The sequence below is a fragment of the Micromonospora sp. LOL_014 genome, assembly GCF_048060245.1.
GTDB lineage: Bacteria > Actinomycetota > Actinomycetes > Mycobacteriales > Micromonosporaceae > Micromonospora_E.
Map to the genome: position 1 here is coordinate 36,032 of NZ_JBHMIP010000024.1, position 24,363 is coordinate 60,394.

The following is a 24,363-nucleotide window of genomic DNA, read 5'->3' on the forward strand; positions in this document are numbered from 1 at the left end:
GCTGGTGGCGCCGCCGGCCGGGGCCGGACAGCCGCCGTGCTGACCTGGCGGGCGGCGGTGCTGCTCGGGGCCGGCGCGGTGACCCTGCCGTGGTGGCCGCGGCCATGGCTGGGTTTGGTGATCGTCACCGGATCGGTGGCCCTGTTCGCGCTGATCGACCTGGCGTGGGCCGCCCCGCTGAGCGCCCTGGAGCTGCGCCGCGACGGCGACCGGACCAGTTGGTTCGGCACTACGGCGACAGTGACGTTGCGGCTGCGCAACGGCTCCCGACGGCGGCTGCGGGCCGAGGTCCGCGACGCCTGGACCCCGTCGGCCGGCGCCGCCCCCGCCGAGAGCGCCGGCACCGATCCAGCCGATCGCGCCGGCACCGCCACTTACCCCGCCGGCACCGTCGGCGGTGGACCCATCTGGCGGGTACGGCTGGCACCGGGAGCTACCGCCGCACTACCCGCCGCACTCAGCCCGACCCGTCGCGGCGACCGCCGCGCCGTCGAGGTGACCGTCCGGTCCACCGGCCCACTCGGGCTGGCGTTCCGGCAACGACGCCGACGGCCGGCCACCCCGCAGTGGACGCTGCGGGTGCTGCCCCGCTTCGACTCCCGGCGGCTGTTGCCGGAGAAACTGGCCCGGCTGCGGGTGATCGACGGCATGCGGGCGGCCCGGGGACGGGGGCAGGGCACCGAGTTCGACAACCTGCGCGAGTACGTGGTCGGCGACGACGTACGGTCGATCGACTGGCGAGCCAGCGCCCGGCGCTCCGACGTACTGGTCCGGACCTGGCGTCCGGAGCGGGACCGGCGGGTGGTGTTCGTCCTGGACACCGGGCGCACGTCGGCGGTCCGCGTCGGCGACCAGCCCCGGCTGGACGTGGCGATCGACGCCGCGCTGCTGCTGGCCACGCTGGCACACCGGGCCGGCGACCGGTTCGACCTGCTGGCGGTGGACACGAAGGTCCGAGCCCGGATCTGGGGCGCAAGCCGACAGACCCTGCTGCCCCGGTTGGTCGCCGAACTGGCGGTGCTGCAACCGACGCTGGTGGAAACGGACCACGAACTGATGGTCGGTGAGCTGCTCCGCCGGGAGACTCGCCGGTCCCTGGTGGTGCTCTGCACCGCACTGGAGCCGGCGGCGCTCGGCGACGGACTGCTGCCGGTGCTGCCCCGACTCGTCGCCCGGCACCAGGTGGTGGTGGCCGCGGTCGGGGATCCGGCAGTGCCGGCCGTCGTCAACGGGCCGGTGCGCGACGTCGCCGACGCATACCTGGCCGCCTCCGCAGCACAGACCACGGCCGAGCGGGACCGGGTCGGTGGTGCGCTGCGTCGGCACGGCGTCCCGGTGCTGGACGCGGCCGCGCCGGGATTCGCCGGCCGGCTCGCCGACCTCTACCTTCAGCTGAAACTGCTCGGCCGGCTCTGAACCGGGTCGGCGGGGCGCCGGGCCGGATCAGCGGGGTGCCGGGAGCCGAGGATGAGGACGTAGCCGAGGAAAGCGAGCCAGGCGGCGACCCCGATGGCGACCCGCAGCCAGGTCGGCAGCGGTGCCGGGGTGACGAAGGCCTCGATCAGCCCAGCCACCGCGAACAGCAACACCAGCCCGAGCGCCACCAGTACGCCGGAGAGCCCGGCCTCGGCGACCGCCCGGCCCCGGGTCAGGTGCGCCGGCGGCGCGATCCACGCCCCGCCGATCCGCAGCCCCACGCCGGCAGCGATGAAGACGCCGGTCAATTCCAGCAGACCGTGCGGCGTGACCAGCCCGAAGAAGACATCGGCCCGGTCGTACGAGATCATCACCCCACCGGTGACCCCGAGGTTCAGCGCGTTCACCCAGAGTAGGTAGAGCACCGGGGCCACCAGTATGCCGGCGGCCAGGCACTGCGCGGCGAGCCAGGCGTTGTGCGCCCACAACTGGGCGGCGAAGTTCGGTGCCGCGTACCGGGTGTAGTAGCCGGCGAAGCTCGACTCGGCGAGCTCAGCGGCGGCCTGGTCACCGATCAGCAGCCGGGCGCTGTCCGGATTGCCGGCCACCCACCACATCAGAAAGCCGGTGAGCGTGCAGAAGGCGACGGCCACCGCCGCCCACCAGGGCGCCGCCTGGAACACCGCCCGGGGGAACCCGACGCTGAAGAACCGGCCTACCCGGGCCCAGGAGAATCCCCGACCCCGGGTGAGCCGAGCGCGGGCCGCCAGCACCAGCCGGGACAGCCGGGCGACCAGCGCCGGGTCCGGCGAGCGGCTGCGGACCGCCGACAGGTGGGTGGCGGTCCGCTGGTAGAGCGCGACCAGCTCGTCCACCTCGGCGACGGTTAGTCGCCGGGCACGCACGAGCTGTTCCAGTCGTCGCCACTGGGGCTCGTGCTCCGCCACGTACGCGTCGAGGTCCACGGTCACCTCCCGTCCCATAGTGTTCACTGGCAGGGTGGCCATGCAGACAACCGGGGGCGGCAGGCTGGTCAGCGGCGAAGCTGTCGAGGTGGAGGTACGGCTGGCCCGGCTCGGCTCGCGGCTGCTGGCCCTGCTCGTCGACCTCGTCGTGCAGGCGCTGATCGCGGTGGTGCTGGCGGTCCTGGCCGGGCTGCTGCTCGCATCGATGCGCGCGTCCATCGAGGTCGACGAGGCGCTCGGGCAGGCCCTACTCACGGTCGGCGCCGTCGTGGTGCTCGTCGGCTACCCGGTGCTGTGCGAGACGTTGAACGCCGGCCGTACCGTCGGCAAACTGGCGGTCGGCATCCGGGTGGTACGCGACGACGGCAGCCCGCCACGTTTCCGGCACTCGCTGACCCGTGCCCTGGTCGGCGTGGCCGCCGAGTGGCCCGGTCTGCTGCTGCCGCCGCTCACCTGGCTGGCCAGCCTGGTGACCTTGGCAATCAACCGGGACGGCAAACGCCTCGGCGACCTGGCCGCCGGCACGGTCGTGGTGCACGATCGGGCCCCGGCGGCCTGGGGGTGGGTGCCGGACATGCCGCCGGTGCTCGCCGGTTGGGCCCGTACCCTCGATCTGAGCCGTCTCGACGACGACCTCGCGCTGGACGTACGGCATCTGCTCGCCCGGGGGCACGGATTCGCCGAACCAACCCGCTCCGACCTGGTCCGGTTGGTGACCGAACAGGTCGCGGCGGTGGTCACTCCCCCGCCGCCGGCCGGTGTTCCGGACTGGGCCTACCTGGCGGCGGTTCTCGCCGAACGCCGTCGCCGGTCGGCGCAGCGGCTGGCCCGGACCAGGGCGGTGACCGCCGCGCTCTGGCCGGAACTCGCTGCGGTGAGTCCGGCGCGCACAAGCGCCCCGCGTCCGACGGCGCCGGTCCGGGCCGCCGCGCCAGAGTCGGTCGCGCCGACGCAGCGGGATGGACCGGACTGGCCACGCGGCAGCTGGCCGCGGCCACCGTGGCTGGGCCCGACGGCGGAGCAGCCGGACTGGACCGGGGTGCGCCGTCCACCGGTCGCCAGCACGCTGCGCACTGCCGGCGCACGATCCGACCGAGAGCGGCCGCCCGGATCCGCACTGTCGTGAACCGGCTTACGACTGGCCAGGTGTGGCAGCATCGGTGCCGTGAAGGCATTCCTCCCGTGGTTGGTCGTCCTTGCCCTGGTGATCCTGTTGAACGCGGTCGGGTTGCGCCCATTGGCCACTGCGCTGGCCCTCGGTTGGCTGGCGTACTGCATCTGGACCTGGGTCCGACCGGGCAGCCGCTCCCAGGGTTGACCTCGCCGGCACGCCACGAGTCGGTAATTTCCGGATTAGCTTGACAGTCTGACTACTCGCTGCGAGTCTATGGCTACGTCGCGTCACGATGATCGTCACGCTGACGCGCGGGGGAACCAAACCGGGGGGATGCGCGGGGCGGCTGTCGGTGAGCGGAGCGGACGCTCACCCGGCCGCCCCGCGTGCTTGTCCGCCAGCAGCCGGCTAGTCGATCGACGGATCGACCGAGGCGACGAAGGCCGTCCCAGTGCCGGAGACCGCCAATGGCGTCCCGCCGGCCGGCCCCACCGCCGCCTGCCCGGCCCGGACCGACACCGCCGCCACATCGTCGTCGACGGTGACCTCACCGGCGACACAGAGCACCACCCGGGGGCCTTCGACCGGCACCGACACCCGCCGCACGTCAGTGTCGAGCACAACCCGGTGCAGCACGAACTCGGCGACCGGCACCGGCCAGGTGACCACCCCGGAAGCGACCCGCTGGATGCGTACCACCGGGTCGTCGAGCACCTCGAAGCGCAACACCCGCAGCAGCTCCGCGACGTCGACATGCTTGGGGGTCAACCCACCGCGCAGCACGTTGTCACTGGCCGCCATGACCTCCACGCCGGCACCCCGCAGGTACGCGTGCAGGTTGCCGGCCGGCATCCAGATCGCCTCTCCTGGAGCCAGGGTGACCTGGTTGAGCAGCAACGCCACCAGCACCCCGGGGTCGGCCGGATAGTGCCCGGCCAGCCGGCGCAGCAGCGCCGCGTCGGCGGCGTACCGCGTCGGCAGCCGGTCGGCGCCCGCCACCGCCGCCGCGACCAGAGCCGGCCGTTGCGGCCCCGGCCATCGCAGCAACCGCTCCATCGCCTCCGGCAGCCCGCCCGGTCCGACCCGCAACGCCTTGATCACCGGCTCCATCTCGTCGACGCCCAACTCCGCCAGCACCTCGGCGGATTGCTGCGGTGCCCGGAAGCCGCAGAGCGCATCGAACTCGCTGAGCGCCACCAACAGCTCCGGCTTGTGGTGCGGGTCGACGTAGTTGCGCCCCGCCGAGGTGGACGGCAGCTTCGACTGCGCGGCGTACCCGGCGCGGGCCTGCGCCGCGTCCGGATGCGCCTGCAACGACAGCGGTGTCTCGGCGGCCAGCACCTTCATCAGGTACGGCAGCCGCCCGTCGAACCGGGTCGCAGTCGGCGCGCCCAGCCAGCCCACCGGATCCTGGTCGATCAGCTCCGGCAGCCCGACCAGCGCCCCGCCCCGCCGCACCTGGGACGGCGCGCCGGGGTGGGCACCCAGCCAGAGCTCCGCCTCCGGCCCGGGTGCCGGAGCCGGGCGCCCCTGCAGCTGCGCGATGACGGTCCGCGACCCCCAGGCGTAGTCCCGGATCCGGCCGGTCAACAGTTCCACGACGCCCGCCTCAGGTGGTGGAGAGTTCCTTCATCTCGCTCACCGCCGGCACCGCCATCGGGTCCAGATGGTGCGCCAACGCCAGGTAGACGGAGGCGAAGTCGGGGACCGAGATCAACGAGGCGAGCCGTTCCAGCGCCGAACCGCCCTCCGCGGTGATCACGTCGCACCGCACACCGCGCCGGTCCGCCAGGGTCTGCACCGCCTCGGCCCGGCGCTCCTCGACCACGAAGGGTTCGTCGGCGTCGTCCTCCGGGTTCAGCCCACCGTCGCGCAGCAGCACCAGACGCAGCCGGGTCGGCGACTCGGACTGGTCATCGTCGTCGTCCGGGTCGGCAAAAATGTCCCGGGTCGACTCCCCCAGGCCGCCGAAGACCCCGTCGAGCAGCCCTACCCGACCCCGGCCGGCCTCGCCGAGCGCCCCGGTGACCACCGGGTAGCGGGCGTTCGTGGACAGCGTGTCGCCGAACCGGCGGGCGGCGACCGACGCCACCGGCGACGAGCCCCAGACGATCGGCACCGAGCCGGCCAGCCCGAGAGCGAGGGCCTTCGCCGGGTTGACGAACGACTCGGCGGCCGGGCGGCACCGCTCGGCGTCGGCGTCCAGCCGGGCCGCCGTCTCCGCCAGATCCGCCTCGTTGACCTTGACCAGGCCCAACGCCCGCGCGGCCAGCAGCACCGGCACGGTCAACGCCCAGAGGCTGGCCCGGGCCGGAGCGCGCCGTGGCACCGGGACGAACGGGGCGCGTACCCCTTCGGCGACCGACTGCAGCTGCGAGTCGGGCGGCCCGACGGCGACCAGTCGGGCACCGCGCCGGGCCGCGGCCTGAGCCGCACCCAGCGCCTCCGGGCTGCGCCCCGAGGCGCTGACCGCGATGACCACGTCGGCCGCGCCGACCCAGCCGGGCACACCGGCGCTGCGGTGCGGAATCACCGGTACGGGACAGCGCGGGCCGGCCACAGTGGCCAGCACGTCACCGGTCCGCCCGGCGGTACCGATACCGGCGATGACCACCGCCCGGGGCCGCCCCTCGTCGGTGAGCACCCCGAGGTTTGCCTCGGCGGCCAGCGCCGCCGACTCGCGCACCTGGGCACCGGCCGACGCGGTGAACCGCAGCATGCCGCCGGGATCGGTCGAGTTGAGCCCGTCCACGTCGTCGAGCAACGCCTCGTCGGCGACCCGTCGACCCACCACCCCGGACGTGCCGTCGATCGGAACCGCCATCAGCCGGCCTCGCCGGGCCGGCGGGCCTCATCCAGCAGCAGCACCGGAATCCCGTCCCGCACCTCGAAGACCCGCGAGCACTCCGGACAGGTGAGGGTCGACGCGGCAGCGTCGTAGGTCAACGGCGTGTGGTGCGTGTCCGGGCAGGCGAGGATCTCCAGCAGCTGCGAATCCAGGGCCATCGGATGGCTCCTTCCACGTGTCTCGCCGACGGACCCCGTCCCGGGGTGCGCCTTCCGGTGAAGATCCTAGCCGCGAACCAGCGCGAGCACCCCGTCGCGCAGTTCGGCCATCCGCTCGACGGTCGGTGCCTCCACGTTGAGCCGCAGCAACGGCTCGGTGTTCGAGGCACGGATGTTGATCCAGGCACCGTCGTCGAAGCGGACGGTCAGCCCGTCCAGCTCGTCGGTGTCGGCGTCGGCGTACGCCGCCTTGATCTCGGCAAGCTTGGCCTGCTGATCGGTGACCGTCGAGTTGATCTCACCGGAGGCGACGTACCGCTCGAACTCGTGGGCCAGCTCGGACAGCGGCTTGTCCTGCTCGCCGAGCGCAGCCAGCATGTGCATCGCGGCCAGCATTCCGGTGTCGGCGAACCAGAAGTCCCGGAAGTAGTAGTGCGCCGAGTGCTCACCGCCGAAGACCGCGTTGGTCCGGGCCATCTCGGCCTTGATGAACGAGTGGCCGACCCGGGAGCGCACCGGCTCGCCGCCGTTCTCCCGGACGATCTCCGGCACCGCGCTGGAGGTGATCAGGTTGTGGATGACCGTCTCGCCGGGGTGTTTGGCCAGCTCCCGGGTGGCGACCAGGGCGGTGATCGCCGACGGCGAGACCGGCTCGCCACGCTCGTCGACGACGAAGCAGCGGTCGGCGTCGCCGTCGAACGCCAGCCCCAGGTCGGCGTTGTGCTCCCGGACCGCCTTCTGCAGGTCGACGATGTTCTCCGGGTTGAGCGGATTCGCCTCGTGGTTCGGGAACGAGCCGTCCAGCTCGAAGTACATCGGCACGATGTCCAGCGGCAGGGCCGGCAGCACCGTGTCACCGAGCACCGCCGGCACCGTGTAGCCGCCCATCCCGTTACCGGCGTCGACGACCACCTTGAGCGGCCGGATCGCGGACAGGTCGACCAGGGTACGCAGATGCGCGGCGTAGTCGGCGAGCAGTTCACGCCGCTCGACCTGGTCTCCGCCGGACGGCACCTCGCCGCTGTCGATCAACGCCTGGGCCCGGTCCCGGATGTCGGTCAGCCCGGAGTCCTGGCCGATCGGCGCGGCCCCGGCCCGGCACATCTTGATGCCGTTGTACTGGGCCGGGTTGTGGCTGGCGGTGAACATCGCACCGGGCAACTCCAGCGCGCCGGAGGCGTAGTAGAGCAGGTCGGTGGAGGCCAGCCCGGCGTGCAGCACCTCGGCCCCGGCGGCGGTGGCCCCGGCGGCGAACGCGTCGGCCAGCGGCGGCGACGACTCACGCATGTCGTGGGCGATGACGATCCGGTCGGCCTTGTCGCCGCGCTCGGCCAGGACCTGCACGAACGCGGTGCCGATGGCCCGGGCCACGGTCTCGTTCAGCTGGTCTGGAGTGGTGCCACGGACGTCGTAGGCCTTGACGATTTTGGACAAGTCAGACAAGGTCTCGCTCCTCAGCCGTGCCGATGCCAACACGAGTGAGGGTAACGGAGCGGTGCGCAACGCCTTCGGTCAAGGCTGACGGTCCATCCTCCGGCCGTACGATGTTCACCCTCCGGCCGGGTACGCCGCTGCCGCGAGCGCCCAGCCGCTGGTCAGCGCCGGATCCGGGGCAACAGCATGGTCGCCCCACCGTCCCCAGCGCTCCCACCGGGACCACCCGTACCGACGGGGGCCGACCGGGCCGGGCGCAGCCTGCGGATCAGCAGCACCAGCAGGGCGATGCCGACAGCGACCATGCCGACCCCGGCGGCCATCACACCGGTGCCGACATCGGAACCGTCGTCACCGCCCGGCCCACCGGCGGTACCGGCCGCGGCGAGCAGATCCTGGTCCGACAGTACGGCCGGCGCGTCGCTCGGCTCGGCGGTCGCGCCGTCGACCGTCGGTTCCGGGGTCGGTTCCGCACTTGGCGACGGGGTCGGCGACGGGGTCGGCGGACCCGGCTGGTAGGTGCCGGCGAGCCGGCCGCCGACCTGTTTGGCCCCGGCTTCCCGGCCGAGCAGGACCCCACCGGCCGTGTACGCCTCACCGACGATGTGCGCGACTCCGGCGGGCGCACCGGCCCGGAACGCCATCCGGTAGCGGACCGAGCGGCTCTTGCCCTTGCACAGCTCGTCCTCCTCCGGCGCGGTGTGCTCGGTCAGCAACAGCCCGTCGCCGTTGTCCCACAGCGGCACGGTCACCCAGTCGTCGTCGATCCGGGCCTGCAGGCCGACCTGGTCGGGAGTGACACCGGGCAGCCGGATCGCCAGCGCGGTACGCACCGCCACGCACCCGTCGGTGCGTTTGGTCACCTTCACGGTCACCCCACCGGCCTTCTCGCCGACCGCGAACTTGCTCGGCAGATCAATCCGCACCCGCTCGTCCTGACCGTACGCGGGGGCCGCGGCGAGTGCCGCTGTGCCGACGGTCAGTGCGAGCACCGTCGCCAGTCGAGCCGCGCCACGCCGTACCGACATCTCCGCCTCGCCTCCCACGTCGCCGGCACCCGCGCTTCGGACGCCACCGCGCGACAGGCTACCGCGCTCCGGCTACGCGGCCGGACCGCGCAGCGCGCCGCCCCGGACATCGGCGACGAACCGCCCGAAGTCCGTAGCGGTGAAGGCGAGCACCGGGCTGGCCGGGTCCTTGGAGTCCCGTACGCCGACGGTCCCGCCGACGACGGCGACCTCGACGCAGCTGCCGTTGCCGCCGCTGTAGCTGCTCTTGCGCCAGCCCGCCCCGGTGAAATCTGCTGTGGACATGCGGTGCTCCTTGTCAGCGACGCGTCAGATCAGCCCGTCGGCGACCTCGGCGATGAACGCCCGGGAGTCGTCGCAGCCGAGCGCATCCGCCCGCAGGTCGTCGAAGACCAGGTTATACCGGGCGACGCCGGCCGGCTTCTCCACGTAGAGGTCGCCGGCCTCGTTCTCGACGTAGGCCACGTCGGCGTCGGCGGTCTCCGGGAAGGTCAGCACGGTGAACGGCCCGGTGATGCAGGCTGAGGCACCACGTGCGAACGGCAGGACCTGCAGCCGTACGGTCGACAAAGTGGACAGCTCGACCAGGTGACGCAGCTGCCGGCGCATCAACTCCGGCCCACCGACCAACCGGCGCAGCACCGCCTCGTCGAGGACCGCCCAGAGCCGCACCGGGTCGGTGTCGCGGGTCAGCACCCGCTGCCGGGCCATCCGGACGCCGACCTTCTCCTCGATGGTCTCGGCGCTGTGGCCGGGCAGAGTCTTGCGGATGACCGTCCGGGCGTACTCCTCGGTCTGCACCAAGCCGGGCAGCACGGACGGCTCGAACCAGCGCAGCTCGGCGGCGTCGTTCTCCAGCGCGATCAGCGTGGAGTATTCCCAGGTGAGACGTTCGCTGTACTCCTGCCACCAGCCGGTCTCCTGCGCCTGGCGGGCCAGGGCGACCAGCCGCTGCCGCTCGGGGCCCTCGATGCCGTAGACATCGAGCAGCTCGTGGACGGTGCCGGGCGAGATCCTGACCCGGGCCGTCTCGATCCGGCTGATCCGGGCGGTCGAGCAGCGCAACTCGGTGGCGACCTGCTCGGCGAGCAGGCCGGATGTCTCCCGCAGGGCGCGCAGCTCGCGACCGAGCTGCCGGCGTCGCACCGTCGGCGGCGATCCGACGACCATCAGACACCTCCTGAACATTGATGCATGGATGCCAGTCTCGCTTACCGGAAGCACGAAGTCAGCTACCAGTAGTTCAGATAGTGCTACTCGATGCACTTGCATGACTGGTGACCACGGAACACGATGACATCACCACACGTCACTGCGTACCGAATCGAGGACGACTGTGAGCGACCAGACCCGCACGGCAACCACCGCGATCCGTCTGGAGGCGGTCCTGCTCGACCGGGCACCGAAAGTGTTCGCCCTGTGCCGCTTCGACGACGACTACGACGAGTTGCCCGACGCGGACGAAGCGGTCGACACCGGCGGAGCGATCGACGACGTCGTCGGCTGGGCGTTCGCCATGCCGGACGGCAAGGTGCTGATCGTGCACAGCGACGGCAGCCGCGACGGAATGACCTGGTGCAACGACATCGAGTCGGCGAGTCGGTTCTGGGCACCGCTGATCGGTGCCGACCTGCTGGCCGTCGCCTAACCTGCGAGGTGACAGGTCAGAGGTCGAGTCCGGTGAGGACCATCACCCGGGGATCGGTGTAGTCGTCCATCGCGCTGCGGACTCCTTCGCGGCCCACACCGCTGCCCTTGACCCCGCCGTACGGCATCTGGTCGGCCCGGTACGACGGCACGTCACCGACGATCACCCCGCCGACGGCGAGCGTGCGGTGCGCGGTGAACGCGGTCTGCAGGTTGTGGGTGAACACGCCGGCCTGCAGCCCGTACGCCGAGTCATTGACCGCCGCGAACCCGGCGTCGTCGTTCTCCACCCGGTCCACGACGAGCACCGGGCCGAAGACCTCCTCGGTGAGCACCTTCGCGCCGGCCGGCACCCCGGTCAGCACCGTCGGCGGGTACGTCGCGCCGTCGCGCCGGCCGCCGACCTCGATCGTCGCCCCGGCGGCCACCGCCTCGTCCACCCAGGACTCGACGCGTATCGCGGCGTCCTCGTTGATCAGCGGCCCGACGTCGGTCGCCTCGTCGGCCGGGTCACCGGCCCGCAGCGCCTGTACGGCGGCGACGAGCCGGGGCAGGAAGCCGTCGTAGAGCCATTCGTGCACGTACACCCGTTGCACCGCGATGCAGCTCTGCCCGGCCTGGTAGTTGGCGAAGGTGGCGATCCGCTGTGCCGCCCGGGTCAGTTCCTCGTCGCCGGTCCAGTCCTCGCAGATCACCGCGGCGGCGTTGCCGCCCAGTTCCAGGGTGACGTGCTTGTCCGGCACTGAGCGACGGATCAGCGCGCCGACCGGCCCGGAGCCGGTGAACGACACCACCGGCAGGCGTGGGTCGGCGACCAGGTCGCCGGCCCGGTCGTTCGGCACCGGCAGGACCGAGACCATCCCGGCGGGCAAGCCGGTGCCTGATCCACTGCCCGGCGCGGCGGCCGGATCGGCCGGCTCGGTGACCTCGGCGATCAGTTCGCCGAGCAGCAGCGCGGTCAGCGGGGTCGCCGGTGCCGGCTTGACGATGATCGGTGCGCCGACCGCGATCGCCGGGGCGACCTTGTGTGCCACCAGGTTCAGCGGAAAATTGAACGGCGAGATGCCCAGCACCGGCCCGCGCGGCACCCGGCGGACCACCGCCATTCGGCCGGCGGCGGCCGGGTCGGTGTCCAGGCGCTGCAGGTCGCCGGAGAACCGCCGGGCCTCCTCCGCCGCCCAGCGGAACGTGGAGACGGCGCGGGCCACCTCGGCGCGCGCCCACTTGACCGGTTTGCCGTTCTCGGCGGTGATCAGCCGGGCGATCTCGTCGGCCCGCTGCGCGAGCCGGGCACTGATGTGGTCCAGTGCGGCCGCCCGGCGGTACGCGGGCAGCGCGGCGGCCTGCGGTGCGACCCGGTGCGCGGCGGCGACCGCCTGCTCGACCTGGTCGGGCGTGGCGTAGCTGGTTTGCCCGACGAGCCGCCCGTCGTACGGGTGGTGCACGGCCAGTGGCGCGTCACCGTGCGCCGGCTCGCCAGCCAGCCAGAACGGCGTACGCGGGGTCGGGTCGGGGTGATCCATCCGGCCAGCCTAAAGCCAGTGACCGAGGCACTCGATGGCCTTGACAACGTACAACCGATCGGTTGTATATTGGTCCCGTGATCGAGGAGAGTGCGGACCGGACGGACGCCATGTTCCACGCGCTCGCCGACCGCACCCGGCGCGACATCCTGCGCCGGGTGCTGGCCGGGGAGCACTCCGTCTCCACCCTCGCCGCCAAGTACGACATGAGCTTCGCCGCCGTACAGAAACACGTCACCGTGCTGGAGAAGGCTGGTCTGCTGACCAAGCGACGCAGTGGTCGCGAGCAACTGGCCAGCGGCGACGTGCAGGCGGTGCGTTCGGTGGCAGCCATGCTCGCCGAGCTCGAACACATCTGGCGTGGCCGCATCGCACGCATCGACGCGCTGATTGCAGCTGATCCGGATGGGTAGTCAACGATTCCGACGGAAGGACCGAACAATGCCCGTGACCGACGTCCAGCAGGACCTTGACAACCTGACCCTGACCATCACGGCGGACTTCGCCGCTCCGGTGGCGCGGGTCTGGCAGGTCTACGCCGACCCTCGCCAACTGGAGAAGGTGTGGGGACCGCCGACGTACCCGGCGACCGTGGTCGACCACGACCTCACGCCCGGCGGACGCATGACCTACTTCATGACCGGCCCGCAGGGCGACAAGCATGCCGGGTACTGGCTGCTTACCGCCGTGGACGAGCCGACGAGCTTTTCCTTCGACGACGGCTTCGCGGACCTGGACTTCAAGCCACTGTCGGAGTTGCCGGCCTCCCGCAACACCTACACCTTCGCCGAGCACAACGGCGGCACCCGGGCGACCTACGTCAGCAGATATGAGTCCGCCGAGGCGCTGCAACAGGTGCTGGACATGGGCGTGGTGGAGGGCTCCACCTCGGCGATCAACCAGATCGACGAGCTGCTCGCCCCCACTCCTTGATCAAAAGCGCTGCTGCGAGAAGCGCTCCGATTCCAGCATCCACGGCAATCCAACCGGTGGTCTACTTCCACGCTGGACTATCAGTCAGTGTCGTTAGAAGATGGACTTCGTTGAACCCGCTACCACGTCTGGGCATTCGAGGTGATAATCATGAGTGAACTCACGACAGAGCTTCGACGGCTCCGACTGACCCGGCGCATGAACCAGACGCAGCTGGCAAAGGCGCTGCGGGTGTCGAAGTCGAAGTCCCCGATAGCCAGCTTCGAGACCGGTCGGCTGGTGCCGAAGGAGGGCACCGCACAGGCGCTCGACGAGGTGCTGAACTCCGGCGACAAGATCCAGCAACTGGCCTGTGATAACCTGCGTCGATGAGCTCGACATCGGAGCGTGCAGCGTCTGGACTTGGTCACGTTGATCGCGTCGCCGACTACTACGACGACAACACGCGTCGGTTCCTTTTGGTTGCCGAGAGCCCAGGCAGTGACGCAATACACCGTGGGGTATGGACGCCGGATGTCACGAATGCGACTCAGGCTGTGGACACCGTAAACCGCCTAATGATCGAGCGCTTGCGCGGGCAGGCTCCTTCGGCGAACGCAAGGGTGCTTGACCTTGGCTGTGGCGTCGGTGGGACGATGGTGCGCTTGGCCCGCGAGGTGGACGGGATCATTTCCGGCGTGACCATCAGCCGAGTGCAGGCCGAGATCGCAGCGAAACGGTTCGCCCGCGAAGGACTGAGCGACCGCTGTCACGTATTCTGTGCCGATTTTGCCGAACTGCCCGCAGAACCACACTACGACGCCATGGTCGCCGTTGAGGCAGTCGTCCACTCGCCGTCGCTGGAGAGCCTACTCCCGTCCCTGGCTGAGCGGCTGCGCCCTGGAGGTCGCCTTATCTTGTGCGACGACTGGATGACCGACAAGGATCGTGGGCTCGCCGCTCGTGAACTCTGTCTCGACCAGTTCCGCGCCGGGTGGCGTATCGGAAGTTTGCATACTGTGGCGGAGTTGGTAGCCATGTCCGGACGCGCCGGCTTACACCTGGTCGAAGACCTAGATCTTACTGCATATTTGCGTCTCGGGCGGCCACGCGACCGCGTGGTCAAGATGGCTGTCGGCGCCACAGCCGCAGTTCCACGGCTTCGCAACCGTCTTGTTGAGATCCCCTTTTGGGCCAACATGATTGGCGGGTCGGCGCTGCAAGTTGGATTGTCGCGGCGTTGGCTGGAGTACCACTTCATCGTGCTTGAAAAGGCATGAGGCAGACCACATCTTCTTCTCTCGACACCTTGGCCGCTACCTGCGCCTGACAACGGGATTGGGACGCGACTGGCGAGCCACCGCCGCATGACGACCTCCGACCTGCATCGCTTCGATATTGCGACGGTCGACCGACTGAATTCGCCGGCTCCGGAGCCGCCGCTCGATTCCCGTCCTGCGGTATCAGCAGGTCGTCGCCGGTGTCAGGTCGGCGCCGATGACGCCGCAACCCCGGCCGGCAACGGATAGACCCGCTCGGCCGGCAGCAGGGCAGCGGCACCCGCGTCGTCACCAGCGGGCTGGAGGACTACACCCGGCTCAAGCACGTCACGCACGCGATCGAGCACTGACCTGGCCCCGCCGGCGGCTGACCGCACCGCCGAGCACCACCAGCAGCAGCGCCACCGCGAACATCGCCGTGCCGATCACGTTGACCTGCGGCGGGATGCCACGCTGGGCAGCGCCCCAGACGTACATCGGGAAGGTCACCGTGGTGCCGGAGTTGAAGTCCGTCACGATGAAGTCGTCGAACGACAGCGAGAAGGCCAGCAGCGCGGCGGCCACGATGCCGGGCAGCACCAGCGGCAGGGTGACCAGGCGGAACGTCTGCCATTCGGAGGCGTACAGGTCCATCGCCGCCTCCTCCAGGCGGGTGTCCATGCCGGCCAGCCGCGCCTTCACGGTGACCACGACGAAACTCAGGCAGAACATCACGTGGGCGGTCACCACGGTCCAGAAGCCCAGCGGCACCGCCCCGGCCACGAACAGGGTCAGCAGCGACGAACCCATCACCAGCTCCGGCGTGGCCATCGGCAGGAAGATCAGCAGGTTGACTGCGGAGCGGCCGCGGAACCGGTGCCGGACCAGCGCGAACGCCATCAGCGTGCCGAGGACCGTCGCCCCGGCGGTGGCCAGGAACCCGATCTGCACGCTGCGCAGCACCGCGTCGCACATCTCGGCGCTGGCGCACGGCTGCCGCCAGTTGTCCAACGTGAACTCGTTGAAGTCGTAGGACAGCCGGCTGGACGGCCGGTTGAACGACAACCCGGCGACCACCGCGACCGGCAGCAGCAGGTAGCCGAGCACCAGCAGACCCACGCCGAACACCCAGCGGTCGACCAGCCACCGGGCCAGTCGGACGCCGGTCCCCGTCGTACCCGGGCCCGTCACAGCACCTCCTCGGTGCCGGTGCGCCGGACGTAGACCGACACGATGATCAGGATCGCCGCCATCAGCAGGAACGACAGCGCCGCCGCCTGCGGATAGTCCAGCCGCACCAGGAACGCCGAGTCGATCACGTTGCCGATCATGTACTCGTTGGGGGTGCCGAGCAGCCGGGCGTTGATGTAGTCACCGGAGGCCGGGATGAAGGTCAGCAGGGTACCGGCGACCAGGCCGGGCGCCGACAACGGCAGGGTCACCCGCCAGAAGGCCCGCGCCGGGCTCGCGTACAGGTCGCTGGCCGCCTCCAGCAGCCGGGAATCGAGCCGGTCCAGGCTCGCGTACAGCGGCAGCACCATGAACGGCAGGAAGTTGTACGTCAGCCCGAGCACCACCGCGACCGGGGTGAACAGCAGGCGGCCGTCCGGCGCGAGCAGGTGCAGATCCCGCAGTACGCCGACCAGCCAGCCGTTCTCCGACAGGATCGTCTTCCAGGCCAGGGTACGTACCAGGAAACTGGTGAACATCGGGGCGACGACGCAGATCAGCATCAGGTTCTTCCACCGGCCGGCCCGCCGGGCGATCGCGTACGCCAGTGGGTAGCCGAGCAGCACCGCGATCACGGTGGCGATGCCGGCGAAGAGGAAGCCGCGACCGAACTGCGTCCAGTACGCCGACAGCGCGTCCGGGTAGTTGCCGAACGACCAGGTCATCGCGTACCCGGTGGCCAGCGAACCGGTCGGGTCGTACAGGCTGGTCGCGGCGAGCTGCACCGCCGGCACCGCAAAGAACAGGGTCAGCCACGCCCCGCCCGGCAACAGCAGCAGGTACGGCAGCAGCCGGCTGCGCCGCCGGGCGGCCGGCACCGGGGCGGGGGGCTTTCCCGCTCCCCCGCCGACGTGGGCCAGGATGCTCATGACGCAGGTACGGCGTCGTCGAGCAGCGGGGCGGTCTGGCCGCCGGCGCCCGGCTCGCGGGCCAGCAGGAAGGCGTGCGCCGGCTGCCAGTAGGCGACCACGTCGGCACCGACCGGCAGCAGAGCTCCGTCCCCGCTGTTCGGGCTGAACACGCTCAGCTCGGTGCCCCAGCCGGTACGCACCTGGTACTGGGTGCTGACCCCGAGGTACGCCAGCTCGGTGACCACGCCGGTGACCGACTGCGCCCCGGCCGGTACGCCGTCGGCGTCCCGGGTCAGGGCGAGCTTTTCCGGGCGTACCCCCAGATGGACCGGACCGTCGACGGACCGGGACCGGGCCGCGGGCACGGTGAACCGCGAGCCGTACGCGGTGACCAGCACGTCGTCGCCGGATCGGCCGGTGGCCTCGCCGGCCAGCAGGTTCGACTGGCCGAGGAAGTTCGCCACGAACGCGGTCGCCGGGAACTCGTACATCTGCGCGGGTGGGCCGAGCTGCTCGATCCGGCCGGCGTTCATCACCGCGACCGTGTCGGCCATCGTCATGGCCTCCTCCTGGTCGTGGGTGACGTACACGAAGGTGATGCCGACCTCGGTCTGGATGCGTTTCAGCTCGGCCTGCATCTGTCGGCGCAGTTTGAGGTCGAGCGCGCCGAGCGGTTCGTCGAGCAGCAGCACCTGTGGGTGGTTGATCAACGCGCGGGCCAGGGCGACCCGCTGCTGCTGCCCGCCGGAGAGCTGCTGTGGGCGGCGCGGGCCGAAGCCGTCCAGCTGCACCAGGGCGAGCATCTGCTCGACCTGCGGGCGCACGTCGCGGATGCCACGCCGCCGAAGTCCGAACGCGACGTTGTCGGCCACACTGAGATGCGGAAACAGCGCATAGCTCTGGAAGACGGTGTTCACCGGCCGCCGGTACGGCCGCAGCCGGGTGATGTCCCGCCCGCCGAGCAGCAGCCGGCCGCTGGTGGGCTGTTCCAGCCCGGCGACCATCCGCAGCGTGGTGGTCTTGCCGCAACCGGAGGCGCCGAGCAGGGCGAAGAACGCCCCCTGCGGGATGGTCAGGTCGAGTCCGTCCACGGCGGTGAACGGGCCGAACTGCTTGGTCAGGTCGGTCAGCTGCAGGTCACCGGCGGGTGGGTCGGCTGGGCGTGGGCCGCCGCCGGTCGGGTCGGTTGCCATCGGTTGCCGCCTCAGGCCCCGATGACCTGCTGGAACTTCTGCTCGTACGTGCGTTCCTGCTCCTCGGTCAGCGCCATGAACACGGCCGACCGGGCGAGCAGCGCCTCGTCGGGGAAGATCAGCGGGTTGGCGGCCAGCTCCGGGTCGACGGCGGTCATCGCCTCCTGGGCACCGGCAACCGGACAGATGAAGTTGACGTACGCGGCGACCTCGGCGGCGACCGCCGGGTCGTAGTAGTGGTCCATCAGCTTCTCGGCGTTGGTCTTGTGGGTGGCCTGGTTCGGCACCTGCATGTTGTCGGAGAACAGGATCAGCCCGGACTCCGGTGCCTGGAAGACGATGTTCGGGTCCTCGGCGGCCAGCTGGATCACGTCGCCGGACCAGCCGATGCAGGCGGCGACGTCGCCCCGGGCCAGGTCGGCGGCGTAGTCGTTGCCGGTGAACCGGCGGATCTGCCCGTCGGCGACCGCTTGGTGCAGCTTCTCCAGAGCGTCGTCGAACTGGGCGTCGGTGAAGTCGGCCGGGTCGTGCCCGTTCGACTGCAGCAGCAGACCCATGGTGTCGCGCATCTCGGTCAACGCGGTTACCCGGCCCTTGAGGTCGGCCCGGGTGAGCAGCTCGTCGATGGTGCGGACCTCGCTGGTGACGGTGCCGTTGTAGGCGATGCCGGTCAGTCCGGACTGCCACGGTACGGCGTACGAGTCATCCGGGTCGAACGGGCGGGCCCTCAGCGACGGCAGCAGGTTGGCCGTGACGTTGGGCAGGTTCGCCTTGTCGAGGGACTGCACCCAGCCGAGCCGGATCATGCGGGCGGCCAGCCAGTCGGTGAGCACCATGATGTCGCGTCCGGTGGGCTGGCACGCCGACAGCTGGTTCTGCACCTTGCCGAAGAACTCGTTGTTGTCGTTGATGTCCTCGGTGTACGTGACCGTGATGCCGGAGGTCTGCTGGAACGCCTCCAGGGTGGGTCGGCGGCTCTCGTCGTCGGCGTCGACGTCGATGTACTGCGGCCAGTTCGAGAAGTTGATCACCTGTTCGCTGTCGGACAGATCCTCGCTGACGCAGCTCTCCTCGGTCTGCTGGGCGGCCGGGGTGCCACATGCGGCGAGCGCGCCGCCGGCGAGCAGCAGCCCACCGGAGGTGGCGGCGCCGCGTACCAGGGCTCGCCGGGTGAGGGTACGGCGCATGCCGAGGGCCGCGAGCAGTGCGGCGGCCGGCGCGGACGGTGGGGGGCGGAGGCGACTGCGCATGGACGGCTCCTGGAGTGGTGCCGGTCCGAAGGACCGGAAGGGTGCGGGCCGGGGGTACGGCCTGACGCGTCTCAGCACTGCCACCGACATGACCGTGACGGGTACCGGTGCAACATATGTCGATTGTTCACCGAGGTCCACAGGGGTCACAACTTGTTGCTACTGTTCAGCTACCGATGGTAGCTGAACAGAAAGGCACCAGCCGTGCTCAAGTATCTTCGCAGCGCCTTGGCGGGAACACTACTAGCAGTGGCTACCAGCCTCGCGCTGACGGCCACTCCGGCGCAAAGCGCCCCGCCCGACTACCACACCGTCATTTACTACTACTATTCGGACAGCAGCCACGCCACCGAGGTCGGCATCGGCTACCACTTCCGGTGCCCAGATGGCAACTACAAGTATCTGACGGGCGAATCCACCGCGTACTTCACCTCGATCACAGTCCCGTACTGCTTCTAGCCCGCCCAGGACGGCACGGTGCGGCCGCAAGCCGGCCGCACCGGCAGCCGATACCTGGGGTACGGGCCGGGCGAGAAGTACTACGTCTACCCGGCCGGTCAGCGTACCTTCGATTTCACCGGCAGCGAGGGCTCCGAGTCCCCACCGTTCATCGTGGTCTCCAAGGACAACCAGGAGCTGACCGTCTCCGGCGGGTTGACGTTCCACCTGGACACCTCGTGCGAAGACGAGGGCGGGATGCTGCGGGAGTTCCACGAGGAGATCGGGTTGAAGTTCCAGCCGATGGTCGACGGCGACGGACAGATCACTGATCGCTGGCTGGAGATGCTGCGGTTCTACATCGGCCACCCGTTGCAGCGGGCGATGACCACCGAGGCGCAGAAGTACGACTGGCTGGCGCTGTACAACGACCCGGCCACCCGGGCCGCGTTCGAGACCGCAATAACAAGATTCCGCCGCAATCCCCAAGTGGCGCAGGCACGCCGACAGACCGTCGAAGGAACCGTGCGACTGTTGTGTGGATTCAACCCACCAGATGTTGTCGTTTTCAGCCTAGCTCTCCTCAATCAGGTCGGCCGGCGTCACCGCATCGAGCTTTGATTTGATCACGCAGGTCCCGGCCGCACCAGCGCCTACATAGGGTATCCGATGCGTAACACCGGTACACGGGAGTTGACTGGCCGCAAGAACGTCGCAGACCGACGGACCAAAGTTCGACAGTGGACCGACATTGGCACGGATCGACCAAAGCGGAGATCCTGGTCTCGAGGCGTCTTGGAGTGACCCACCTCGTTACAGGGAACTCCGCTTTCCCATGTCCGACCGACACACCATTGACCGCCGCCGCAACGGCTTAACCGAGCGGCGTTGCAGCTAGACGGGGTCCATGCCGAGCGCCACCGCCGTCAGGTGCCGGCGCTGCGGTGGGTCGCCGCCGTCTTTCTGGAGCCGGTGCAGAACGCCGGCGGCTGTTTCCCGCCGCCGCCGGGTTACTTCGAGCGGGTACGTGAGATCTGCGACGCGTACGACGTGCTGCTCGTCTCCGACGAGGTGATCTGCTCGTGGGGCCGGCTCGGCGAGTACTTCGGCACCCAGCGGTACGGCTACCAGCCGGACATCATCACCGCTGCCAAGGCGCTGACCTCCGGCTACTCCCCGCTCGGCGCGATGGTCGCGTCGGACCGGCTGATCGAACCGTTCCTGCACGGCACCGAGTCGTTCGGTCACGGGATCACCTTCGGCGGACATCCGGTCTCCTGCGCGGTGGCGCTGGCCAACCTGGAGATCTCCGCCCGGGAGGAGCTGACCGGGCACGTACGGGCCAACGAAAGCGCTTTCCGGGGCACTCTGGAAAAGCTGTACGACCTGCCGATCGTCGGGGACATCCGGGGCGACGGGTACTTCTACGGCATGTTCCCGGTGCTCGGCGACGGGGTGGGCACCGCCAACCTGGCCGGCCGTACCCTCGCCGACCTGATCCTCGGTCGGCTCGGCGGGGTCGGGGGCGGATCGCCCGAGGTCAGGCCGGCGGGATCACCCGGAGGTGGCCACGGCGGCCGGTCGACGGGTTGATGTCGATGTCGACGGCCTCCGGGTCGCCCGGTCGCGGTGGCGGGGCCGGGCGGGCCGCCTCCCGGACCGCCTCGGCGAGCGCCACCAGATCGTCGGTGGTCGGTGGGGGCGGGTCGAACTCACCCTCGTGCCGGACGACCTGCCAGCCACGGGGCGCGGTCAGGCTACGGGCGTGCTGCTCGCAGAGGTCGTAGGTGTGCGGTTCGGCGAACGCGGCGAGCGGGCCGACCACCGCGGTCGACTCGTTGTAGACATAGGTCAACGTGGCGACGGCCTGGCGGGGGCAGCCGTTACGGGAGCAGCGCCGTGGTGACCTCACGGCGGCACGTTATCTCTAATACCGGCTCGACTACCAGTTTGCCGACGCGACACGCCGGGACTCCTGATCCGCACGCCCGGAAGGGGCCGATCCGGACTACGCTGGGCAGGTGACCGGAGGATCCCAGTGACCATCCCCGTGCCCGGCAGCGCGCAGACACCTCGCCGGGCGCGTCGGGATCGCCGGGACCGGCACGGGCGTGGGCTGCGCGGTCGGCTGGTGCCGGCGACGGTACCGTTGGCCCGGACCAAGGCCGAGGTCTTCGACGAGCTGGTCCTGGACACGGTCGAGACGCTGGAGCGGCGCTTCGCGAAGGAGCTGGCCGGCGTCGAATTCGCCGTCGAGGACGTCCCACCTGATCTGAACGTGTACGACTCCGACGTGCTGGAGGACGGTGAGGTGCCGCTGGCCCGGCTGCTGCCCGGCCGGCCGGGGCGTCAGGAGATGCCGCCGCGGATCGTGCTCTACCGGCGTCCGCTGGAGTTCCGGGCGTTGAACCGGGAGGATCTCGCCGACCTGGTGCACGACGTGATCATCGAGCAGGTGGCGAATCTGCTCGGCGTCGACCCGGACGAGCTGGCCTGAGTTGGCGACTCGTCCGGGTCGACAGCGGCAGGTCAGGCGACCCTGCGCTTGAGCTTGCGTCGTTCCCGCTCGGACAGTCCGCCCCAGATGCCGAACCGCTCGTCGTGACCGAGTGCGTACTCCAGGCACTCGGACTTCACCTCGCAGCGAGAGCAGATCCGCTTGGCCTCGCGGGTGGATCCGCCCTTCTCCGGGAAGAACGCCTCCGGATCGGTCTGCGAGCACAGCGCCCGCTCCTGCCACTCCGGGGCGTTACCGAGCAGGTCCGCGACCTCCAGCCGACCATCCATACGCGTGCCTCCTTTCGCGCGCCGCCCCACCCGGCCGGCGCAACCCCCCACGCGGAAGGCGTGTCCATCTTGCCCGTACGATCCGGTTTTGATGCAGCCCGTCCGAGCGACCCCGTTGAAATTACACGCGTGTAATGCGTGCGTCGTCAAGACGAACCTGGTAAATGGGCTTGCCGTCGCGCACCGGTCACCCGCCCTCCCCGTTGTCATCCGGCCCGCAACCTGCCCTATCGATTCAGACCCCCACCGGGTAACGCGGGACCGGCGAGTCGCACCACCCTGCCCGGCCTGACCGGCGAATCCCAGCGGCGACGACGCTGTCCGCAGACGACATCGAGCCGGTGCCGCTCACGCGGCACCGGCTCGATGTCCGGTCGGACGACCGGTCTACCTCACTTGCCCTACTTTCCTCCCCAGGGTCCGTCACGCCTACGGCCCGGAAGCCGATCGCGCCTAGTGCATCGATCTCGTCACACTGTCGTGCGGGAGTCCCGTCACCCTGCCTTGGGGATCAGCCGCCCAGCGGTGGCGTGCTGCGGCCAGACGAACTCGGTCACCGCCCCGCCGGTGATCGTCACCTGACCGGCGGGCACCTCGTCGAAGCGCCACACGGTGTAGGAACCCGCCGGCAGATCGGTGTAGACGGCGCTGAAAAAGACTCCGTCGCGTACCTGCCGCTCCCGGACCGCCGCATGGGTACGCGGGGCCGGATCCGGCTGGTCCGGACCGGCGGTCGGGCTGATCTCGATCTCCCGGCCGTGGAACTCCTGTCCGGTGTAGATGATCAGGGCACCCATATCGCCGCCGATGTCGAGGACGACGCCGCCGGTCTCCGACGGGGCCAGACTGTGCTCGTGCATGCTCCCCACCTTCTTTGGATCTGCCGGGGCCGGCCCGGACGGGACGGACGGGCCGGTCAGGACGGGTTGTTGAACCCGTCGTACGGCACGCCGAGGTACGGGAACTGGTTCAGGAACGGGGCGGTCACGTCGGCAGCGCTCAGCCCATGAGTCACCGCGCCGGCCGCGTCGTCCGGGGTGAAGTTGTTGTCAATCAGCGGGAACGTCAATCCGGCGATAGCCCGCAGCGAAATGGTGACCACGTCGTCGGTCGTCCGTCGGCCGTTCGGGAAGCCGGCCAGGTCGCCGCCGAGCAGACCGAACCGATTCGGCTGGTCCGCCGGGGGGATCGCGGTGTTCAGCCGCAGCATGTCCGCCTGCAGATCGCCGGTGTTGTTCTGGAAGCCGTCGATCAGCCCGGCCGGAATCCCGGTCAGTAGGATCGCCACCAGATCGGCTCGGGCCACGCCGGACTCGTTGAGCTCGGCCAGGTTGGGGAAGACGTCCGGGTAGAGCACCGGCAGCAGCTGCGCCAGTTCGGGCTTCTCCACCAGGCCTGCGAAGCGCTTGTCCTCCGCCGGGGGCAAGGTGTTCCACAGGTCCTTCTGCGCCATCGGCACAATGACCTCGTTGAACAGCGGATTACCGAGTCGCGACACCTGAACCGTCGGTCCGACGTTGACGTCAGCAGCCTTGGCATTGCCCAGCATCCGTACCTGCTGACGCCCGGCCGAGGTCCAGACCCCGATCACCGAACGCTGGTCGTTCACGCCGTACTGGCCGCCGCCACTGACCAGGTCGGTGATCGGGACCTGCAGCGCGATGCTGGAGACGTTCAGCCGGTCGGTGGCGTTCACCGGCTCGTCCGCCACGTTGAAGATGTCCTTGCCGACCACGTGCAGCTGCTGGAAGGGCCGCAGGTTACCCAGGTCGAAGATGGCACCCAGGTCAACGAAGAACCCCTCGGCCCGCTGCCCGGCGAAGACCCGTTCACCGCTCTTGAGCTGGAACGTGGCGTCATTGGCCAGCCCCACGTAGTCGGGGGTGGACAGCGGACCGATGTTGCACGGCGGGCAGGGCACATTACGGGCCAGCAACTGCGCCTTGCCGTGCGCGTCCACCTTGGTAACACTGTAGAACTGGCGCCGGTTCCAGTTCTCGCTGTCCAGCGCCTCGATCGGTCCGGTGTTGTAGAGAAAAGTGTTCTCGTTGGTGATCTCCGTGTGGAACCGGAACTGGTAGGTGATGTCCGGATGACCGTCGCCGTTGTTGTCCACGTGGATCTCGTAGAGCACGTCATCGCCGAACTCGAAGAAGTTCGGCCCGCCCGACGGCACCTGTAAAGGCAGATAGTTGGCGATGAGAGTCACCGTGTCGGGGCGGTCCGGACTCACGAACGCGTAAAGGTCGGTGCTGTCGGCAACCGGGTCCTTGGATATCTCCGGCGCTTCACGGTGCGAAGACATGGCTA

28 protein-coding genes and 1 pseudogene are annotated in these 24,363 nt (G+C 70.0%); 12 read left to right on the forward strand and 17 right to left on the reverse strand.

Annotated features, from left to right (window positions below; translation table 11 throughout):
• The first annotated feature begins 39 nt into the window (after positions 1–39).
• Positions 40–1,416: a DUF58 domain-containing protein gene (locus ACFHW1_RS20585; protein WP_416556114.1), complete on the forward strand. Its 1,377-nt coding sequence runs from the start codon at positions 40–42 to the stop codon at positions 1,414–1,416.
• On the opposite strand, the gene ACFHW1_RS20590 is transcribed toward ACFHW1_RS20585, so the two are convergent.
• Positions 1,389–2,399: a stage II sporulation protein M gene (locus tag ACFHW1_RS20590; RefSeq protein ID WP_416615950.1), complete on the reverse strand. Its 1,011-nt coding sequence runs from the start codon at positions 2,397–2,399 to the stop codon at positions 1,389–1,391. The two genes, ACFHW1_RS20585 and ACFHW1_RS20590, sit on opposite strands and share 28 nt — an antisense overlap.
• A 22-nt stretch (positions 2,400–2,421) precedes the next feature.
• On the opposite strand from ACFHW1_RS20590, the gene ACFHW1_RS20595 reads away from it, so the two are divergent.
• Together ACFHW1_RS20595 and ACFHW1_RS20600 are read left to right on the forward strand one after the other, a co-directional pair.
• Positions 2,422–3,507, forward strand: a complete 1,086-nt coding sequence (locus tag ACFHW1_RS20595) for an RDD family protein (RefSeq protein WP_416556113.1) — start codon at positions 2,422–2,424, stop codon at positions 3,505–3,507.
• A gap of 39 nt (positions 3,508–3,546) precedes the next feature.
• Positions 3,547–3,699 carry a hypothetical protein gene (locus ACFHW1_RS20600; protein ID WP_278173964.1) on the forward strand — a complete coding sequence of 51 codons (153 nt, stop codon included), beginning with the start codon at positions 3,547–3,549 and terminating at the stop codon, positions 3,697–3,699.
• Positions 3,700–3,903: 204 nt separating this feature from the next.
• On the opposite strand, the gene manA is transcribed toward ACFHW1_RS20600, so the two are convergent.
• The 7 genes from manA to ACFHW1_RS20635 form a co-directional block, all read right to left on the reverse strand.
• Positions 3,904–5,094, reverse strand: coding sequence for a mannose-6-phosphate isomerase, class I (manA, locus tag ACFHW1_RS20605; RefSeq protein ID WP_416591463.1), 1,191 nt, complete (start codon positions 5,092–5,094; stop codon positions 3,904–3,906).
• 10 nt (positions 5,095–5,104) lie between these two features.
• Positions 5,105–6,319 carry an SIS domain-containing protein gene (locus tag ACFHW1_RS20610; RefSeq protein ID WP_416556084.1) on the reverse strand — a complete coding sequence of 405 codons (1,215 nt, stop codon included), beginning with the start codon at positions 6,317–6,319 and terminating at the stop codon, positions 5,105–5,107.
• On the reverse strand, positions 6,319–6,501 hold the full coding sequence (locus ACFHW1_RS20615; RefSeq protein ID WP_416556083.1) for a Trm112 family protein: 183 nt from the start codon (positions 6,499–6,501) through the stop codon (positions 6,319–6,321). The genes ACFHW1_RS20610 and ACFHW1_RS20615 overlap by 1 nt, the downstream gene beginning before the upstream one ends.
• A gap of 66 nt (positions 6,502–6,567) precedes the next feature.
• Positions 6,568–7,944, reverse strand: coding sequence for a phosphomannomutase/phosphoglucomutase (locus ACFHW1_RS20620; protein ID WP_416615938.1), 1,377 nt, complete (start codon positions 7,942–7,944; stop codon positions 6,568–6,570).
• Between the two features lie 152 nt (positions 7,945–8,096).
• Positions 8,097–8,981: a hypothetical protein gene (locus ACFHW1_RS20625; RefSeq protein ID WP_416615939.1), complete on the reverse strand. Its 885-nt coding sequence runs from the start codon at positions 8,979–8,981 to the stop codon at positions 8,097–8,099.
• 54 nt (positions 8,982–9,035) lie between these two features.
• Complete coding sequence (locus ACFHW1_RS20630) at positions 9,036–9,248, reverse strand: DUF397 domain-containing protein (RefSeq protein WP_416567464.1); 213 nt, start codon at positions 9,246–9,248, stop codon at positions 9,036–9,038.
• A 24-nt stretch (positions 9,249–9,272) separates the two neighbouring features.
• A complete protein-coding gene (locus tag ACFHW1_RS20635) occupies positions 9,273–10,133 on the reverse strand; it encodes a helix-turn-helix domain-containing protein (RefSeq protein ID WP_416556077.1) in 861 nt (286 codons plus the stop codon).
• A gap of 166 nt (positions 10,134–10,299) precedes the next feature.
• On the opposite strand from ACFHW1_RS20635, the gene ACFHW1_RS20640 reads away from it, so the two are divergent.
• Positions 10,300–10,611 carry a hypothetical protein gene (locus ACFHW1_RS20640; RefSeq protein ID WP_416615940.1) on the forward strand — a complete coding sequence of 104 codons (312 nt, stop codon included), beginning with the start codon at positions 10,300–10,302 and terminating at the stop codon, positions 10,609–10,611.
• 16 nt (positions 10,612–10,627) lie between these two features.
• On the opposite strand, the gene ACFHW1_RS20645 is transcribed toward ACFHW1_RS20640, so the two are convergent.
• Positions 10,628–12,133 carry an aldehyde dehydrogenase family protein gene (locus tag ACFHW1_RS20645; RefSeq protein WP_416567462.1) on the reverse strand — a complete coding sequence of 502 codons (1,506 nt, stop codon included), beginning with the start codon at positions 12,131–12,133 and terminating at the stop codon, positions 10,628–10,630.
• 77 nt (positions 12,134–12,210) lie between these two features.
• Here ACFHW1_RS20645 and ACFHW1_RS20650 point away from each other — a divergent pair, with 77 nt between their 5' ends.
• From ACFHW1_RS20650 to ACFHW1_RS20665, 4 genes are all read left to right on the forward strand, one after another.
• A complete protein-coding gene (locus tag ACFHW1_RS20650) occupies positions 12,211–12,546 on the forward strand; it encodes an ArsR/SmtB family transcription factor (RefSeq protein ID WP_416567461.1) in 336 nt (111 codons plus the stop codon).
• Positions 12,547–12,574: 28 nt separating this feature from the next.
• Positions 12,575–13,066: an SRPBCC family protein gene (locus ACFHW1_RS20655; protein ID WP_416567460.1), complete on the forward strand. Its 492-nt coding sequence runs from the start codon at positions 12,575–12,577 to the stop codon at positions 13,064–13,066.
• A 150-nt stretch (positions 13,067–13,216) separates the two neighbouring features.
• A complete protein-coding gene (locus ACFHW1_RS20660; protein WP_416556070.1) occupies positions 13,217–13,438 on the forward strand; it encodes a helix-turn-helix domain-containing protein in 222 nt (73 codons plus the stop codon).
• Entirely contained in the window at positions 13,435–14,325 is an 891-nt protein-coding gene (locus ACFHW1_RS20665) for an SAM-dependent methyltransferase (protein WP_416556069.1), read from the forward strand. Before ACFHW1_RS20660 ends, ACFHW1_RS20665 begins: the two co-directional genes overlap by 4 nt.
• Positions 14,326–14,652: 327 nt before the next feature.
• Here ACFHW1_RS20665 and ACFHW1_RS20670 read toward each other — a convergent pair whose 3' ends face one another.
• The 4 genes from ACFHW1_RS20670 to ACFHW1_RS20685 are packed head-to-tail and all read right to left on the reverse strand — an operon-like array spanning position 14,653 to position 18,828.
• The gene (locus ACFHW1_RS20670; protein WP_416556068.1) at positions 14,653–15,495 is read right to left on the reverse strand and encodes an ABC transporter permease; all 843 of its coding nucleotides are present in this window, start codon (positions 15,493–15,495) and stop codon (positions 14,653–14,655) included.
• Positions 15,492–16,403, reverse strand: a complete 912-nt coding sequence (locus ACFHW1_RS20675; protein ID WP_416556067.1) for an ABC transporter permease — start codon at positions 16,401–16,403, stop codon at positions 15,492–15,494. Before ACFHW1_RS20675 ends, ACFHW1_RS20670 begins: the two co-directional genes overlap by 4 nt.
• Positions 16,400–17,578: an ABC transporter ATP-binding protein gene (locus tag ACFHW1_RS20680; RefSeq protein ID WP_416556066.1), complete on the reverse strand. Its 1,179-nt coding sequence runs from the start codon at positions 17,576–17,578 to the stop codon at positions 16,400–16,402. Before ACFHW1_RS20680 ends, ACFHW1_RS20675 begins: the two co-directional genes overlap by 4 nt.
• 11 nt (positions 17,579–17,589) lie before the next feature.
• A complete protein-coding gene (locus tag ACFHW1_RS20685; RefSeq protein WP_416615941.1) occupies positions 17,590–18,828 on the reverse strand; it encodes a polyamine ABC transporter substrate-binding protein in 1,239 nt (412 codons plus the stop codon).
• 249 nt (positions 18,829–19,077) lie between these two features.
• On the opposite strand from ACFHW1_RS20685, the gene ACFHW1_RS20690 reads away from it, so the two are divergent.
• From ACFHW1_RS20690 to ACFHW1_RS20700, 3 genes and pseudogenes are all read left to right on the forward strand, one after another.
• A complete protein-coding gene (locus ACFHW1_RS20690) occupies positions 19,078–19,287 on the forward strand; it encodes a hypothetical protein (protein ID WP_416556064.1) in 210 nt (69 codons plus the stop codon).
• Between the two features lie 18 nt (positions 19,288–19,305).
• Complete coding sequence (locus tag ACFHW1_RS20695; RefSeq protein ID WP_416615942.1) at positions 19,306–19,887, forward strand: hypothetical protein; 582 nt, start codon at positions 19,306–19,308, stop codon at positions 19,885–19,887.
• A 327-nt stretch (positions 19,888–20,214) separates the two neighbouring features.
• Positions 20,215–20,700 (forward strand): annotated as a pseudogene (locus tag ACFHW1_RS20700) (aminotransferase class III-fold pyridoxal phosphate-dependent enzyme); the annotation flags it as partial.
• A gap of 106 nt (positions 20,701–20,806) precedes the next feature.
• Here the strand turns inward: ACFHW1_RS20700 and ACFHW1_RS20705 are convergent.
• On the reverse strand, positions 20,807–21,178 hold the full coding sequence (locus ACFHW1_RS20705) for a DUF3499 domain-containing protein (protein WP_416556061.1): 372 nt from the start codon (positions 21,176–21,178) through the stop codon (positions 20,807–20,809).
• 219 nt (positions 21,179–21,397) lie between these two features.
• Here ACFHW1_RS20705 and ACFHW1_RS20710 point away from each other — a divergent pair, with 219 nt between their 5' ends.
• Positions 21,398–21,763, forward strand: coding sequence for a metallopeptidase family protein (locus tag ACFHW1_RS20710; protein ID WP_233606708.1), 366 nt, complete (start codon positions 21,398–21,400; stop codon positions 21,761–21,763).
• Positions 21,764–21,795: 32 nt separating this feature from the next.
• Here ACFHW1_RS20710 and ACFHW1_RS20715 read toward each other — a convergent pair whose 3' ends face one another.
• The 3 genes from ACFHW1_RS20715 to ACFHW1_RS20725 form a co-directional block, all read right to left on the reverse strand.
• Positions 21,796–22,053 carry a WhiB family transcriptional regulator gene (locus ACFHW1_RS20715; RefSeq protein ID WP_123605977.1) on the reverse strand — a complete coding sequence of 86 codons (258 nt, stop codon included), beginning with the start codon at positions 22,051–22,053 and terminating at the stop codon, positions 21,796–21,798.
• Positions 22,054–22,547: 494 nt separating this feature from the next.
• Complete coding sequence (locus ACFHW1_RS20720; protein ID WP_416556060.1) at positions 22,548–22,913, reverse strand: phospholipase; 366 nt, start codon at positions 22,911–22,913, stop codon at positions 22,548–22,550.
• A 56-nt stretch (positions 22,914–22,969) separates the two neighbouring features.
• Complete coding sequence (locus ACFHW1_RS20725) at positions 22,970–24,358, reverse strand: DUF4331 domain-containing protein (protein ID WP_416556058.1); 1,389 nt, start codon at positions 24,356–24,358, stop codon at positions 22,970–22,972.
• Positions 24,359–24,363: the final 5 nt, after the last annotated feature.

Excerpts from the sequence above, each read along its gene's own strand:
- ACFHW1_RS20590 (WP_416615950.1), bottom strand. The coding sequence starts at position 2,399 with ATGGGACGGGAGGTGACCGTGGACCTCGACGCGTACGTGGCGGAGCAC.
- ACFHW1_RS20595 (WP_416556113.1), top strand. The coding sequence starts at position 2,422 with ATGCAGACAACCGGGGGCGGCAGGCTGGTCAGCGGCGAAGCTGTCGAG.
- ACFHW1_RS20610 (WP_416556084.1), bottom strand. The coding sequence starts at position 6,319 with ATGGCGGTTCCGATCGACGGCACGTCCGGGGTGGTGGGTCGACGGGTC.
- ACFHW1_RS20615 (WP_416556083.1), bottom strand. The coding sequence starts at position 6,501 with ATGGCCCTGGATTCGCAGCTGCTGGAGATCCTCGCCTGCCCGGACACG.
- ACFHW1_RS20630 (WP_416567464.1), bottom strand. The coding sequence starts at position 9,248 with ATGTCCACAGCAGATTTCACCGGGGCGGGCTGGCGCAAGAGCAGCTAC.
- ACFHW1_RS20635 (WP_416556077.1), bottom strand. The coding sequence starts at position 10,133 with ATGGTCGTCGGATCGCCGCCGACGGTGCGACGCCGGCAGCTCGGTCGC.
- ACFHW1_RS20645 (WP_416567462.1), bottom strand. The coding sequence starts at position 12,133 with ATGGATCACCCCGACCCGACCCCGCGTACGCCGTTCTGGCTGGCTGGC.
- ACFHW1_RS20655 (WP_416567460.1), top strand. The coding sequence starts at position 12,575 with ATGCCCGTGACCGACGTCCAGCAGGACCTTGACAACCTGACCCTGACC.
- ACFHW1_RS20660 (WP_416556070.1), top strand. The coding sequence starts at position 13,217 with ATGAGTGAACTCACGACAGAGCTTCGACGGCTCCGACTGACCCGGCGC.
- ACFHW1_RS20665 (WP_416556069.1), top strand. The coding sequence starts at position 13,435 with ATGAGCTCGACATCGGAGCGTGCAGCGTCTGGACTTGGTCACGTTGAT.
- ACFHW1_RS20675 (WP_416556067.1), bottom strand. The coding sequence starts at position 16,403 with ATGAGCATCCTGGCCCACGTCGGCGGGGGAGCGGGAAAGCCCCCCGCC.
- ACFHW1_RS20680 (WP_416556066.1), bottom strand. The coding sequence starts at position 17,578 with ATGGCAACCGACCCGACCGGCGGCGGCCCACGCCCAGCCGACCCACCC.
- ACFHW1_RS20685 (WP_416615941.1), bottom strand. The coding sequence starts at position 18,828 with ATGCGCAGTCGCCTCCGCCCCCCACCGTCCGCGCCGGCCGCCGCACTG.
- ACFHW1_RS20715 (WP_123605977.1), bottom strand. The coding sequence starts at position 22,053 with ATGGATGGTCGGCTGGAGGTCGCGGACCTGCTCGGTAACGCCCCGGAG.
- ACFHW1_RS20720 (WP_416556060.1), bottom strand. The coding sequence starts at position 22,913 with ATGCACGAGCACAGTCTGGCCCCGTCGGAGACCGGCGGCGTCGTCCTC.
- ACFHW1_RS20725 (WP_416556058.1), bottom strand. The coding sequence starts at position 24,358 with ATGTCTTCGCACCGTGAAGCGCCGGAGATATCCAAGGACCCGGTTGCC.